12 protein-coding genes are annotated in these 13,674 nt (G+C 45.5%); 6 read left to right on the forward strand and 6 right to left on the reverse strand.

What is annotated here, in order from left to right:
* From G511_RS0102650 to def, 5 genes are all read right to left on the reverse strand, one after another.
* Window positions 1-1,449 (reverse strand): TrkH family potassium uptake protein, encoded by a 1,449-nt coding sequence (locus G511_RS0102650; RefSeq protein WP_028468253.1) that lies wholly within the window; start codon window positions 1,447-1,449, stop codon window positions 1-3.
* Window positions 1,450-1,464: 15 nt separating this feature from the next.
* A complete protein-coding gene (gene trkA / locus G511_RS0102655) occupies window positions 1,465-2,841 on the reverse strand; it encodes a Trk system potassium transporter TrkA (RefSeq protein ID WP_028468254.1) in 1,377 nt (458 codons plus the stop codon).
* Between the two features lie 17 nt (window positions 2,842-2,858).
* Entirely contained in the window at window positions 2,859-4,157 is a 1,299-nt protein-coding gene (rsmB, locus tag G511_RS0102660) for a 16S rRNA (cytosine(967)-C(5))-methyltransferase RsmB (protein WP_084628987.1), read from the reverse strand.
* Window positions 4,154-5,113, reverse strand: coding sequence for a methionyl-tRNA formyltransferase (gene fmt / locus G511_RS0102665; protein ID WP_028468256.1), 960 nt, complete (start codon window positions 5,111-5,113; stop codon window positions 4,154-4,156). Before fmt ends, rsmB begins: the two co-directional genes overlap by 4 nt.
* 66 nt (window positions 5,114-5,179) lie before the next feature.
* Window positions 5,180-5,692 (reverse strand): peptide deformylase, encoded by a 513-nt coding sequence (gene def / locus G511_RS0102670; RefSeq protein ID WP_028468257.1) that lies wholly within the window; start codon window positions 5,690-5,692, stop codon window positions 5,180-5,182.
* Window positions 5,693-5,851: 159 nt separating this feature from the next.
* Here def and G511_RS0102675 point away from each other — a divergent pair, with 159 nt between their 5' ends.
* From G511_RS0102675 to G511_RS0102700, 6 genes are all read left to right on the forward strand, one after another.
* Complete coding sequence (locus G511_RS0102675) at window positions 5,852-6,889, forward strand: LysM peptidoglycan-binding domain-containing protein (protein WP_028468258.1); 1,038 nt, start codon at window positions 5,852-5,854, stop codon at window positions 6,887-6,889.
* Between the two features lie 35 nt (window positions 6,890-6,924).
* Window positions 6,925-8,067: a DNA-processing protein DprA gene (dprA, locus tag G511_RS0102680; RefSeq protein ID WP_028468259.1), complete on the forward strand. Its 1,143-nt coding sequence runs from the start codon at window positions 6,925-6,927 to the stop codon at window positions 8,065-8,067.
* Window positions 8,068-8,139: 72 nt separating this feature from the next.
* Complete coding sequence (tsaC, locus tag G511_RS0102685; protein WP_028468260.1) at window positions 8,140-8,697, forward strand: L-threonylcarbamoyladenylate synthase type 1 TsaC; 558 nt, start codon at window positions 8,140-8,142, stop codon at window positions 8,695-8,697.
* A gap of 29 nt (window positions 8,698-8,726) precedes the next feature.
* Entirely contained in the window at window positions 8,727-9,641 is a 915-nt protein-coding gene (hemF, locus tag G511_RS0102690; protein WP_028468261.1) for an oxygen-dependent coproporphyrinogen oxidase, read from the forward strand.
* 2 nt (window positions 9,642-9,643) lie between these two features.
* Entirely contained in the window at window positions 9,644-10,468 is an 825-nt protein-coding gene (gene aroE / locus G511_RS0102695) for a shikimate dehydrogenase (protein WP_028468262.1), read from the forward strand.
* A gap of 99 nt (window positions 10,469-10,567) precedes the next feature.
* Window positions 10,568-12,946, forward strand: a complete 2,379-nt coding sequence (locus tag G511_RS0102700; protein ID WP_028468263.1) for a Lon protease family protein — start codon at window positions 10,568-10,570, stop codon at window positions 12,944-12,946.
* 56 nt (window positions 12,947-13,002) lie between these two features.
* On the opposite strand, the gene G511_RS0102705 is transcribed toward G511_RS0102700, so the two are convergent.
* Window positions 13,003-13,386, reverse strand: coding sequence for a c-type cytochrome (locus G511_RS0102705; protein WP_028468264.1), 384 nt, complete (start codon window positions 13,384-13,386; stop codon window positions 13,003-13,005).
* Window positions 13,387-13,674 lie beyond the last annotated feature (288 nt).

The raw sequence follows: 13,674 nt of genomic DNA on the forward strand, positions 1-13,674 counted from the left end.
CTAGCGTTTCCAGAATGCTGGCGTAAATAGTACGAGTAGTGTAAATACTTCTAAGCGCCCTAGTAGCATAGCAAAGCACAGTATCCATTTGGCTGTTTCGTTTAGGTTGCCATAGTAAACGGCAACGTCACCCAGGCCTGGCCCTAAGTTGTTCAGTGCTGCACCAACCGCAGACCATGCCGTGACTTGATCAAGCCCTGTTCCTAGTAGTGCAATTAGCATGATAATGAATACAATCAAGTACACAGAGAAAAAGCCCCATACTGCTTCTAGCACGCGATCAGAGATTGGTTTGTTGCCAAGCTTAACGGGTATTACCGCATTGGGATGTACTAACCGCATGATCTCTCGGTAGCCTTGCTTAAGAATAAGCAATACGCGAATCACCTTCATACCGCCGCCGGTAGAGCCTGCACAACCTCCAGCAAAAGCCGCTACAAATAGCATGAATGGCAACATGACGGGCCAGTGCGCAAAGTCTGCTGTAGCAAAACCTGTGGTGGTCGCTATAGAAACAACCATGAAAATAGATTTTCGCATAGATTCAATTGGTGCGTATGTTTCTGTGCTAATAAGTACGAGCATTGTGATCAGTGTGACAGCAGCGAGTATGCTTACATAAAATTGAAACTCAGGATCTTGGAAGTAATGCAGTATGGTTTTTTGGCGCCATGCAAAGAAGTGCAAACTGAAGTTTACGGCAGAAATCACCATAAAGAAGATGCAGATTGCTTCGATAACAGAGCTGTCAAAGTAACCAATACTTGCATCGTGTGTTGAAAATCCACCTATAGCTACGGTTGAAAAGCTATGGCCTATAGCATCAAAGGGAGTCATGCCCGCGGCCCAGTAACCTAGTGCGCAGGCAATAGTGAGCGATAGATAGATATACCAGAGTGCTTTTGCTGTTTCTGTGATCCGTGGTGTTAGCTTGCTGTCTTTTACTGGTCCTGGCGTTTCTGCTCGGTATAGCTGCATCCCCCCGATTCCCAGCATTGGGAGTATTGCAACGGCGAGAACGATGATACCCATACCACCAAGCCATTGAAGCTGTTGGCGGTAGTAGAGTATGGATTTGGGGAGAGTGTCAATGCCGGTTATGACGGTCGCCCCGGTTGTGGTTAAGCCTGAGAGGGATTCAAAAACGGCATCTACAACGATGAGATGTGGGCTTTGTGAAAGTATTAATGGGACGGCTCCGAACATCCCCAGTACTACCCAAAATAGTACTGTTATGAGAAAGCCATCTCGTGTTCTTAAATCTTGTCGAACACGATAAACTGGTAGCCATATGAGAAATCCGGTGGTTATAGTAATCGCAAAGGCACCTACAAAGGCGTAGTCATGGCCATCATCATAGAATAATGAAACAGCGATTGGCGGCAGCATAGTAATGCTGAACACCATTAAAAGTATGCCTAAAATTCTTAGTATTACGCGATAGTGCATGACGAGATCTCAGGGTTAGAAGAATGCGAGGCCGACTTGGAATAGCCGCTCGACTTCGCTAATGCGTCGTTTATCAACTAAAAATAAGATCACATGATCTCCGTTTTCAACCACAACATCATCATGCGCGATTAACACTTCATCGTTTCGTACGATGGCCCCAATAGTGGTGCCTGGGGGAAGGTCTATATCTTCAATGGCACGGCCAACTACTTTGGAACTGCGTTTATCGCCGTGTGCTACTGCTTCTAGAGCCTCCGCAGCACCACGGCGTAAAGAATGTACTGCCGCTACATCGCCGCGTCTCACATGAGTTAGTAGAGCGCCAATGGTGGTCTGCTGTGGTGATATAGCAATGTCGATGACACCACCTTGGACAAGGTCTACATACGCTGGGTTGTTGATGAGCGTCATGACGGTTCTTGCACCAAGGCGCTTTGCCAGCATCGAAGCCATTATGTTTGCTTCATCATCATTCGTTAATGCGCAGAATACATCGGTGTCTTCAATGTTCTCTTCTAACAATAGTTCTTTGTCTGAGGCGCTACCATTCAAAACAATTGTGTTATTCAGTGTGCGTGCGAGTTGGTTGCAGCGTTGCATGCTGCGTTCAATAATTTTGACTCGAAAATCAGACTCTATATTGCTGGCCAAACGAGCCCCAATGTTACCGCCGCCGGCAATGATGATACGCTTATAAGGGTTATCCAAACGGCGTAACTCACTCATTACTGCTCTTATATCTTTCTTGGCAGCAATAAAGAACACTTCATCATCAGCCTCGATGACAGTATCCCCTTGAGGAATGATTGGTTTGCCTTGTCGGAAAATAGCAGCAACACGGGTGTCGATTGCAGGCATATGCGTACGTAAGTAAGCTATTTCTCGGCCTACCAGAGGGCCACCATAGTAAGCTTTAACCGCAACAAGTTGGGCTTTGCCATCAGCAAAGTCGAGCACTTGTAGTGCGCCGGGTTGCTGGATCAGTCGCTTAATATGTTGAGTTACTAATTGTTCTGGGCTGATTAGTACATCAATAGGCATGGCTTCTTTATTAAAGAGGAGCTTGTCTTGTTCTAGATAATCATGGGCTCGGACGCGCGCTATTTTGGTTGGGATGTTAAATAGAGTTTGCCCTATTTGGCACGCCACCATGTTTACTTCGTCACTGTTGGTTACCGCAATAAGCATATCTGCATCTTGGGCTCCCGCTTGTGCTAAAGGGCTTGGGTAAGATGCGTTACCTTCCACGGTGCGGATGTCCAATCGGTCTTGCAGCTCACGTAATCGATTTATATCAGTATCGACAATAGTGATGTCATTGGCTTCGTTTGCTAGGTTTTCTGCAAGCGTGCCGCCAACCTGACCTGCTCCTAGAATAACTATTTTCATCCGCTTTTCCGCTAAGGTTAATCGTCAGCTTTTTTTAGGCTTGCGTAGAAGAATCCGTCATGGCCATTTGGCTGAGGGAACAGTTGTCTTCCGTATGGCCTTTCTACTCCCCAGCTTGCCTCAATAGGGAGGTGGCTCGCGTCTTCGCGCTGTTTTAAGAAACGTTCGATAAGACGTTCGTTTTCTTGAGGGAAAATTGAACATGTCGCATAAACTAACGTCCCGCCACTTTTTAGCATGTCCCATAAATTATTAAGTATCTTCAGCTGAAGATTTGATATGGCTAAAATTTCTTCTGCTTTACGCAAAATCTTAATGTCTGGGTTTCTGCGAATCACGCCCGTTGCGCTGCATGGTGCATCTACTAGAATCTTGTCGTACTGAGTGGCATCCCACCACTCATTCATGGATGCGTCACCAATGATGAGTTTTGCATTAAGTCTAAGCCTTTCAAGATTCTCGTTAATTCTGTTGGCTCGTTTTTCAGATATTTCTAATGCATCAACTGAAATGCCTTTCACTGATTCTAATAAATGGCATAGCTTTCCGCCCGGAGCTGCGCAAGCATCGAGGATATGCTCGCCCTCTTGTGCTGCTAATAACGATGTACTCAGCTGGGCTGCTTCGTCTTGTACGCTAACATTTCCGTCATCGAACCCTGGAAGGTTTGATACATCGATGGGTGTGGCAAGTGTTATGCCGTGTTCAGAATAAAGGCATGGGGTCGCATTAATATCCATATCAGCCAAAGTGGATAAGTATGTTTCACGTGAAACATGTTGCTGGTTTACACGGATTGTCATTGGTGCTTGTTGATTATTTTGCACCAGAATTTCTTGCCAAAAATGCGGCCAGTTGTGTTTAAGTTTTTCTATAAACCAACTCGGATGATTAAACAAGAAAACTGGCTCATCATATAAGGTTTCAATGATTTGATCTTTTTCTCTGTTAAAACGTCTAAGAACGGCATTAAGAAGACCAGTAACTCTCATCGCATCCAGTTGGTGTGCCGCTTCAACAGTTTCGCTAATGGCGGCGTGGGCCGGAATTCGCATCTCTAGTAACTGATAAAGACCCACAAGTAGTAATGCGCGGATGTGTGTGTCAGATTTGCGAATCGGTCTTTCAAGTAGCGCGTCGGCTATTAGCTGTAGTTTTGGGTAGTTTCTAGCGGTACCAAAGCATATTTGCCTAAGGAGTGACTTATCTTTTTCATCGCACTGTTGTAATGAGTCAGCTAACGATTGCTTTAATGAACCCCTTTCTTCAAGCAGAGGCGCGATGGCGAGAGCGGCTAAACCACGAACGTTAATCATATGCCTAATTGTACTCCTGTAGAGAAGAGCTCTTTACGAGAGTTAAGCACATCTCTGGTCGCTAGTGGCTTGCCTCCCGGTAGTTGGAGACGGGTCACACCAAGTGCTGTAGCGTTACCACAAGCAATAATGATGCGGTCTTTGTGTGTTTCTATGATAGTGCCGGGTTGTGCGCTAACGTTTTCTACTTCTGGCTGAGGAGTTGCGCTTAGTATACGCAAGTTATCGTTACCTAGAGAGGTGTAAGCAATGGGCCAAGGTGAAAGCCCCCTCACCTGCCTATCGATAGTTTTTGCAGCGTTCGACCAGTCGATTAGCCCCTCTTCCTTTGTTAACTTGTGTGCATAACACGCATCAGCGTCGTTTTGCTTAAGAGGGTTGAGTTGGTTTGATTGAAGCAGCTGGAGTGTTTCAACTAAGGCACTAGCGCCAAAAGTGGCTAAGCGGTCATGCAAGCTGCCACTGGTGTCATCCGGTAAAATAGGACAGGTGTTTTTAAATAACATATCACCTGTATCTAAACCTTCATCCATCTGCATAATCGTTATGCCAGTCTCAGCATCGCCCGCAAGTAGTGAGCGGTGAATAGGAGCCGCTCCGCGCCATCTTGGTAGTAAAGAGGCATGGACATTGATACAGCCACGCTTGGGCGCTTCTAAGACAGCTAAAGGCAGTAATAACCCATAAGCCACGACAACCATCAGGTCTGCATTAAGCGATGCTAGCTCAGCTTGCTCTACTTCCCCTTTAAGACGTTGAGGCTGGTACACCGGAATATCATGCTCAAGGGCAAGTGATTTAACGGGGCTGGCTTTAAGCTTACGGCCCCTACCTGCGGGGCGGTCGGGCTGAGTGTAAACGCCAATGACCTGATGTTCACTCTTAATGAGAGCCGCTAGGCTGCTCGCTGCAAAGTCAGGTGTGCCAGCAAAGATAATTCTTAAAGGTGTTGTCATTAGGTGTCCATAAACAAAAACAGGCTTGCATCTGGCAAACCTGTTGGTAATCAATATCGAACAATTCTAGTTAGACTGTTCAAGTTTATGTATTTTTTCTAGCTTAGAGCGAATACGGCTTCGCTTTAAGTTAGATAGGTAGTCAACGAACAGCTTGCCATTAAGGTGATCAATCTCATGCTGTATGCAAACGGCCAGTAGATCATGCGCTTCCATTTCAAAAGATTCGCCATTTCGATCTAAAGCTTTTACACGAATATGGTTGGGGCGCTTAATTTCTTCATAAAAACCCGGAACTGACAAACAGCCTTCTTGCATCTGTTCAAGTTCATCCGAGATAGATTCAAATGAAGGGTTTATCAGCACCAAAGGTTCATCACTATCTTCTGATACATCAATAGTGATGATTTGACGATGAATATTGACTTGTGTTGCCGCAAGACCAATACCAGGCGCGTCATACATGGTTTCAAACATATCGTCGATCACTTGGCGTAATGCATCATCGACGTGTTCAACGGGCTCTGCGATGGTGCGCAGTCGTGGATCAGGAAATTCTAGAACGGTTAACAGGGCCATAAATTCACATATTCTTCACAAAATTATTATAAGAGCCATATTCGGCACAAAATATCATTTAACCTATTATACTGATATGGCGCTACGATGCATTTGTCGTTTACCATTGTTTATTATAGGTGCAATGGATCATTCCGGGCACTCAGCAAGGGAACTGAGATGAAAAGACTGTTTGGTATATGTTTGGCTTCATGGCTTGCTTTGTCAACGCCTACTCAAGTGCAAGCAAGAGCTGATCAAATACAGCTGCAAGAGAATTATCCTCAAGAATATGTGGTCGTTAAAGGCGACACTCTGTGGGATATTTCAGGACACTTTTTGAAAAAACCTTGGCGCTGGCCTGAACTGTGGGATGTAAATCCGCAGATTGATGACCCGCATTGGATCTACCCAGGAGACATTCTTTATCTCACATGGGTGAATGGCCAGCCGAAATTAAGTTTTAAAAATGATCGCATGCAACCGCGTGCTCGCGTTTCTAAACTTGATAGTGCGATTCCCGCTATTCCATTAAAAGACTTGTATGCCTTCCTCAGTGATAACGTTGTACTGGATGAAGAGTTACTGAAGAAAACCCCTTATGTACTGGGTGGTCGTAATGAGCGAATTATTGCGGGTGCAGGTGATCGAATTTATGCGCGTGGTGAAATTGATCAAGGGCATATAGCACAAAACGTTTACCGTCCTGCCAAAGAGTATATCGACCCTAGCACTAAAGAGTTGTTGGGCTATGAGTTACTAAAAGTAGCGGAAGCGAGAATTAGCGCTTTAAATGGTGATATTACGAGCTTGGAGATTATTAAATCTCGTGAAGAAGTTCGTGTATTAGACCGTGTTATTCCTGCTCCTGAAGCGCGCATACAGTCGGTTTTTTATCCAGTAGCGGCACCTCTTGAATCGAAAGGTCAGATCCTTGCTGTCTTGCGCGGTGTAACCAAAATTGGTCGTTACGATGCCGTGACTATTAATTTGGGTAAACGTGAAGGCTTAAAAACAGGACATGTCTTTAAGGTATTCACTCGTGGTGAAACGATTAAAGACCCTCTTACTAAAGAGAAAGTCACACTTCCAGCTGAAGAGGCTGGCACGTTAATGGTTTTTAAAACCTATGAAAAAGTCAGTTACGGTTTGATCATGACAGCAACAAATGTGTTGTCTATCGGGGATACGATCCGTTCTCCTGACGCTGATAATTAAGAAATAATACCAATTAGAAAAAATGAGAGCGTACTATGCCAAGCGATCCAAAGGATTGGATCGCTATCAGTCAGTTGCCGGGTATAGGCCCTGCAACATTAGGTAAGTTATTCCGTGGTAAATGGACACCTAAGAAGCTGATAGCAGATCAAGATAGCCAGCAGGCTACTTCAAGTAATATTCCTCGGTTAAACAAGCTACAAAAAGCTCAGCTGCATAATTACGTTATGCAGCGAGGGCCTTTGTGGGATTCAACACAGCAGCTTGTTGAGCAGCTGCAGCTTATAAACGTTCAATGTTTGTTGGCAGATGATGATGCTTACCCTGCTCTTCTTCGAGAAGCCCCCGATCATCCTGTAATGTTGTTCTTGCAAGGTAATATTAACGCCTTACATTTGCCCATGGTCTCCGTTGTGGGTAGCCGTAATGCGAGCGCAGCGGGGTTACGTCATGCTTACCAGTTCTCTAGAGCGCTTTCGGCAGGAGGCTTTGTGGTAACGAGTGGTATGGCATTGGGTATTGATGGTGCTGCGCATCAGGCGGCTGCGGATCTGGGTTTACCTACGGTCGCTGTGATGGGCACAGGAAGTGATCGGATTTATCCACGTCGTCATCAGAAATTATCAGAAAAAATATTAGAGACAGGTGGGGCTCTGATCACTGAGCTGTTACCAGGCGCAGGACCATTGGCTGCACACTTTCCAAGGCGCAACAGGATAATCAGTGGGCTTTCGACTGGAGTTCTGGTGGTAGAGGCTGCCTTGAAAAGTGGTTCTCTAATCACCGCACGAATGGCGCTCAATCAAGGGCGAGAAGTGTTTGCATTACCAGGCTCTATTGATCATCCCGGGAGTCGAGGTTGTCATGCGCTTATTAGGGAGGGCGCAGTACTAGTTGAGTCTGTAGATCATATATTGGATGAGCTATCGGTCATGCTGGGTTTGTTGCTGCGGGTGTCTGAAAATATAGAGGCTGCGGGGAATCAGAACGAATTTCAAGAAGGTCTATCGGATATTCAAAATACGATATTGAGTGCGGTCGATTTCTCGCAAACATTACTGGAAGAGATTACCATACGCATGGGTAGTATAGACTGCCAGTTGCAATCAAACTTAGTAGAGTTAGAGTTACTTGGCTGGATTGAAGCTACAGGTGGTGGCTATCGTAGGATACGTTGATACACTCAAGTACAGTTGCAAGTAGGCTGTGAAACAGGTAGTTTTCCGGCTTTAATACAAAGAGTTTTTGGCATGAATCAGTGGCATTTCTCTCAGGCCGCCAGGATATTGCACGGTGGTGGAGTTATCGCCTACCCCACAGAAGCAGTATGGGGTTTGGGGTGCGATCCGTATAATGAAAAAGCAGTGCAAAGGTTATTAGCGCTGAAGAAACGCCCAGTGGATAAAGGGGTGATTTTGGTTGCCGCGAGTATGCTGCAGATACAACCGTTGTTAAACCATCTAGATAACGAAAGTTTAGCTCGTCTAAAGAGCAGTTGGCCTGGACCAAATACTTGGTTGATTCCTGACCCTACTAATATCATACCGTCTTGGATTAAAGGGCAGCACACATCTGTTGCCGTTAGAATAAGTGCTCATCCAGGTATTGTCGCAATGTGTAATGCATTTGATGGGCCTGTGGTCTCTACGTCGGCAAACCTCTCCGGGACAGAGCCTGCAAAGACTTTGTTGAGAGTAAGTACTTACTTTGGTCATGGCTTGGATTACTACCTTCCAGGGGCCCTAGGTGATTCGGCCCAACCAACCCGTATACAGGATCTGCGTGATAGTCGCGTAGTTCGTTCATAATATTTGACGACATTGGAGAGTGGCTGATTATGTCTGCACCCGATATTGACGCAGTAAAAAGTTATTTATTAGATCTTCAAGATCGTATTTGCCAAGCGTTGGAAGAGGCCGATGGCCAACAAAAATTCGTAGAAGATAGCTGGGAAAGACCACAAGGTGGTGGTGGGCGTACGCGAGTGATTGTTGATGGCGCTATCTTTGAAAAAGGCGGGGTTAACTTTTCACATGTCTTTGGCGATGCCCTACCCGCTTCGGCTTCGGCGCACCGGCCAGAACTCGCTGGGCGTAGTTTTGAAGCGATGGGTGTGTCATTAGTGATGCACCCTAAAAATCCTTACATACCAACTTCACATGCGAATGTGCGTTTCTTTATTGCTGAGAAAGAAGGTGAAGAACCCGTATGGTGGTTTGGTGGTGGGTTTGATATGACTCCTTACTATGGCAATGATCATGACTGCCGCCATTGGCACATGACCGCTAAAGCCGCTTGCGATCCTTTTGGCGATGAGATCTACCCTCGCTTTAAGACCTGGTGTGATGATTACTTTTATCTGAAGCATCGTGATGAGCCTCGTGGGGTCGGCGGCTTATTTTTTGATGATTTGAATGAATTTGGATTTGAGAAGAGTTTTGCCTTGATGCAGTCTATTGGGGATGCGTATTTACCTGCTTATGTACCCATTATTCAACGCAGAAATGGTACGCCTTACGGTGAAAAGCAGCGCGATTTTCAACTACATCGTCGTGGTCGTTATGTTGAATTTAATCTTGTTTATGATCGCGGCACTTTATTTGGTTTACAGTCAGGTGGTCGGACCGAATCAATTTTAATGTCATTACCCCCTGAAGTACGCTGGGGCTATGACTGGAAGCCTGATGAAGGTAGTGAAGAAGCCGAATTGTATGAGCGTTATTTGCAACCTCAGAACTGGTTGGAGACTTAGTTGTGGATAAGTATGCTGTTTTTGGTAACCCAATATCACACTCAAAGTCCCCTGCAATACATACGCAGTTTGCTCAGCAAACCACTCAGTTGCTGAGCTATGAAGCTATTTGTGCACCTGTTGATAAGTTTAAAGAAACGGTAATGAGTTTCTTGGCTGAAGGTGGTAAAGGGCTAAATGTGACCGTTCCTTTTAAAGAAGATGCATGGCACGTAGCTAAAGTTCGTTCCGAGCGTGCTGAGCTTGCGGGTGCCGTGAACACCCTGTACTTAAACGATGAAGGGTTACTGTGTGGTGAGAATACCGATGGTGTGGGTATGGTACGAGATATCCAAGAAAACTATGGTTATTCGATAGTCGGAAAAAAAGTATTAGTGTTGGGTGCAGGGGGCGCTGTTCGCGGTGTGATGAAGCCTGTGCTGGAGCAAAATCCAAGCGAAGTCGTGATTGCTAACCGGACTGTTGCAAAAGCGCAAACCTTGGCCGAGTTATTTTCGCCGTTTGGTAATGTTAGAGCATCATCTTTGGATACCTTATGTGGCCCCTTTGATCTGATTATCAATGGTACTGCGGCTAGCCTTCAAGGAGAAATGCCCGTATTGCCACAGGGCATGGTGCACTCACAGTCGTGGTGTTATGACATGATGTATAGTGCACAGCCTACTGTATTCAACCGTTGGGCGAGCAGCGAAGGTGCCTGTCGGCAGCTAGACGGTCTTGGCATGCTCGTTGAGCAGGCTGCCGAATCTTTCTATATATGGAGAGGTGTACGTCCCGATACCACTTCACTTATTAGCAGCCTACGTGAGCAGATATTAAATCATTGATTTAGAAGCCTTAAACCTAGACTAATTTCATCTGTTTTCTTGCATACCTGCCGATCAGGGTTTATAAAGTTTATAAACCCTCCGGCTCAGGATGTACTGATGGAAAAGTTGAAATCCCTCCCTACCGAAGCCCTTTATAAAGTATGTGACACCGATATATTGCCTTTTTTAACCACGGAAACTTTGGAGAACTTCAATGGTTTTTTTGGTCAGGAACGTGCCATCGAAGCCATGGGCTTCGGCGTGGGAATGCGTCGCCCCGGTTATAATCTTTTTGTTATGGGTAATCCGCATACCGGACGCTTCTCATTCGCGATGGAAAGTTTAAAAGGCATTGCGAAAAAAGAAAAAAAGCCCAGTGACTGGTGTTATCTGAATAACCTCCTGGATGACCGCTACCCTGTTGCGATGGAGTTGCAAGCAGGTAAAGCTTCACAGCTACGCCGTGATAATAAGCGCATGATTGAAACGATCATGACAGAGTTACCCGCGGTGTTTGAGAACCCTGCTTATCAGCGCAAGAAAAGTAAAATAGAGCGCGATTTTAATCGCCACTATGATCAGGCAATTGATAGTGTGGAAAAGCGCGCGCGTGAAAATAGCATTGCGGTTTATCAAGAAGGTGGGACGGTAGGTTTTACTCCCGTTGCTGAAGGTCAGGCAATGGATGAGGCGATGTTTTCTCAGCTATCAGAAGAGGTGCGAGATACATTTTCAAAAAACATCTCTGAATTAGAAGATTATCTAACAGAGAGTCTGACTGAATTGCCGCAATGGCGCCGTGAAGCCGCCGAGAAAATGAAAATACTCGACCGTGATACCGCACGCCAAACAGTATCTCCCCTGATTCAAACAGTTAAAGAGAAATATAATAATATTAGTGGTTTGGCTGATTACTTTAATCAGCTAGAAAGCCATATCGTCAAAAATAGCGCCGATTTGATTAATGATGAAAGACTAATTGAAGCACGTACCGAGAACGGTCGACGCACATTGTTGGATGATCAGTTTGGTGTGAACCTGCTTGTGGATAACAGCAAAACCAAAGGTTCGCCTGTTATTTTTGAAGCTCATCCTAGTTACGAGAACCTGTTTGGTCGGGTGGAATACAATAATGATATGGGGGCAATGGTCACTAATTACCAGATGATTCGCCCAGGAGCATTGCATAACGCTAACGGTGGATATCTTGTTTTAGAGGCGGAGAAACTGCTAGAGCAACCCTTTGTATATGGGGCCCTAAAGCGTGCACTCAAAGCGCATGAAATTCGTATAGAAAACCCAATGAGTGAGTATTCGGGTATCAGTACCATTACGTTAAGCCCTGCTCCCATGCCGCTGCATGTAAAAGTCGTATTGATTGGTGGGCGTGATACTTATTATTTGCTGCAAGAGATGGATCAAGATTTCGAGAAGATGTTCCGCGTCGTTGTAGATTTTGACGAAGACGTGGAGCGGGCTCCTGCTACCATCCGCAATTATGCACGCTTGATGAAAACCTTAGCTGCTGAAGAAAGCTTGGCACCTCTTACTCGTGATGCCGTGGCGCGTTTAGTTGAGCAAAGCTCGCGTTTGTCGGGTGACCAGGATCTATTATCAGCTCATATTGGTGAGCTGGTGGATCTGTTATGTGAAGCAGATTACAAGCGAAAATCAGCAGGTGAAGACCTGATTAATGCCAAGCATGTTGAAATGGCGCTAGATGCTCAAGAAAAACGTACGGGCCGGCTTGCGCAGAAAATTTTGGAAAGCATCTTAAACGAAACAGTGCTGATCGATACCGATGGTAAGGCCATCGGGAAAAGTAATGGTCTAACCGTACTACAAGTGGGTGATGTTTCGTTTGGTACACCGGCACGTATTACTGCGACAGTACACCCTGGTAGCCGGGGCATTGTCGATATAGAGCGCGAGGTGCAGTTAGGGCAGTCGATACATTCTAAAGGCGTATTGATTCTCTCTGGCTACTTAGGACATCAGTATGCTCAAGACTTCCCGTTAACGCTCTCTGCTAGTATCGCGTTAGAGCAGTCTTATGGTTATATCGATGGCGATAGTGCCTCATTAGCTGAGATATGTACGCTTATTTCAGCGTTGACGCATATCCCTATTTTTCAACAATACGCTCTCACCGGATCAATCAATCAGTACGGTGAAGTCCAAGCAATTGGTGGTGTGAACGAAAAAATTGAAGGTTTTTATAAGCTATGTGAAACCCGAGGCCTAACGGGCCCGCAAGGCGTAATCATTCCTCGGGCAAATGTACGTAATCTGATGCTTAAAAAGACGGTTGTAGAGGCCGTTGAGCGTGGTGAGTTCAGAATATATGCCGTTGCTACAGTAGATGAGTGCTTAGAAATCTTGATGGGGCGTTCAGTGGGTAAACGTAAAGCTGATGGAAGCTTTACTCAACGCAGTATTAATCACCAAGTAGTGAAGCGCCTTAAAGAGTTACATAAAGCGACAACATCGGGTTGAAAGTAATAAACCAGACGGGGCTTGTGCCCCTCTGGTTGTTATAGGCGTTACGGATGCTATTTCAGCGAGCGTAAGAAGCTTATGAGGTAGTCTTGTTCTGCTCTGTCTGTGATGGACACATGACGCATGCGTGTATCAGGTACAAGGGCTTCGTTGTCAGAAATCCATTTTCGCAGGTTGTCTTCATCCCATGTTATGCCGGACTTTTTCATCGCTTCAGAATAAGCGAAGCGAGGCATTGAGGCTGCTTTACGGTTTACTACGCCGATCAGGTTCGGGCCGAAGGAGTTTTTACTCGGTTCAAGTGAATGGCAGGCGGTGCAATGGTGGTTAAATATCTGCCGTCCGGCTTCAGTCATACCGCCCTCTTCAGCTTGTACCGATAAAGGTGAAGCCAGTGCAGAGCATAAAATTAAAGTCGATAGCAAGGTTGCTTTCATTAGGTATCCCCTCTCAATAACAGGTAAAGACAGTATATTGAGTAAGGCTTTTCTTAGGCTGTTCTACAAAAGCACCGGTTCTATAGGACTAAAGTACCTGAATTGACCATCTGCTTTAGAGATGCCCTAGATATGCCGTATGGCGGTGCTTAGCGAAGATAAAATTGCGCCATGAAATAGAGAAATTGCGCCATTCTCGGGAAGTTTTTGCAGAAATCTATCAAAGAGTATACTAAAGTTTGATGCGCACCTTTTCAGGGCATATCATACTGAAAACAGCTAGATCTG

This window comes from Neptunomonas japonica DSM 18939 (genome assembly GCF_000422765.1).
Classification (GTDB): domain Bacteria; phylum Pseudomonadota; class Gammaproteobacteria; order Pseudomonadales; family Balneatricaceae; genus Neptunomonas; species Neptunomonas japonica.

Bases quoted from the DNA above. Each gene is read 5' to 3' on its own strand.
- G511_RS0102650 (WP_028468253.1), bottom strand. From the start codon at position 1,449: ATGCACTATCGCGTAATACTAAGAATTTTAGGCATACTTTTAATGGTG.
- trkA (WP_028468254.1), bottom strand. From the start codon at position 2,841: ATGAAAATAGTTATTCTAGGAGCAGGTCAGGTTGGCGGCACGCTTGCA.
- rsmB (WP_084628987.1), bottom strand. From the start codon at position 4,157: ATGATTAACGTTCGTGGTTTAGCCGCTCTCGCCATCGCGCCTCTGCTT.
- fmt (WP_028468256.1), bottom strand. From the start codon at position 5,113: ATGACAACACCTTTAAGAATTATCTTTGCTGGCACACCTGACTTTGCA.
- def (WP_028468257.1), bottom strand. From the start codon at position 5,692: ATGGCCCTGTTAACCGTTCTAGAATTTCCTGATCCACGACTGCGCACC.
- G511_RS0102675 (WP_028468258.1), top strand. From the start codon at position 5,852: ATGAAAAGACTGTTTGGTATATGTTTGGCTTCATGGCTTGCTTTGTCA.
- dprA (WP_028468259.1), top strand. From the start codon at position 6,925: ATGCCAAGCGATCCAAAGGATTGGATCGCTATCAGTCAGTTGCCGGGT.
- tsaC (WP_028468260.1), top strand. From the start codon at position 8,140: ATGAATCAGTGGCATTTCTCTCAGGCCGCCAGGATATTGCACGGTGGT.
- hemF (WP_028468261.1), top strand. From the start codon at position 8,727: ATGTCTGCACCCGATATTGACGCAGTAAAAAGTTATTTATTAGATCTT.
- G511_RS0102700 (WP_028468263.1), top strand. From the start codon at position 10,568: ATGGAAAAGTTGAAATCCCTCCCTACCGAAGCCCTTTATAAAGTATGT.
- G511_RS0102705 (WP_028468264.1), bottom strand. From the start codon at position 13,386: ATGAAAGCAACCTTGCTATCGACTTTAATTTTATGCTCTGCACTGGCT.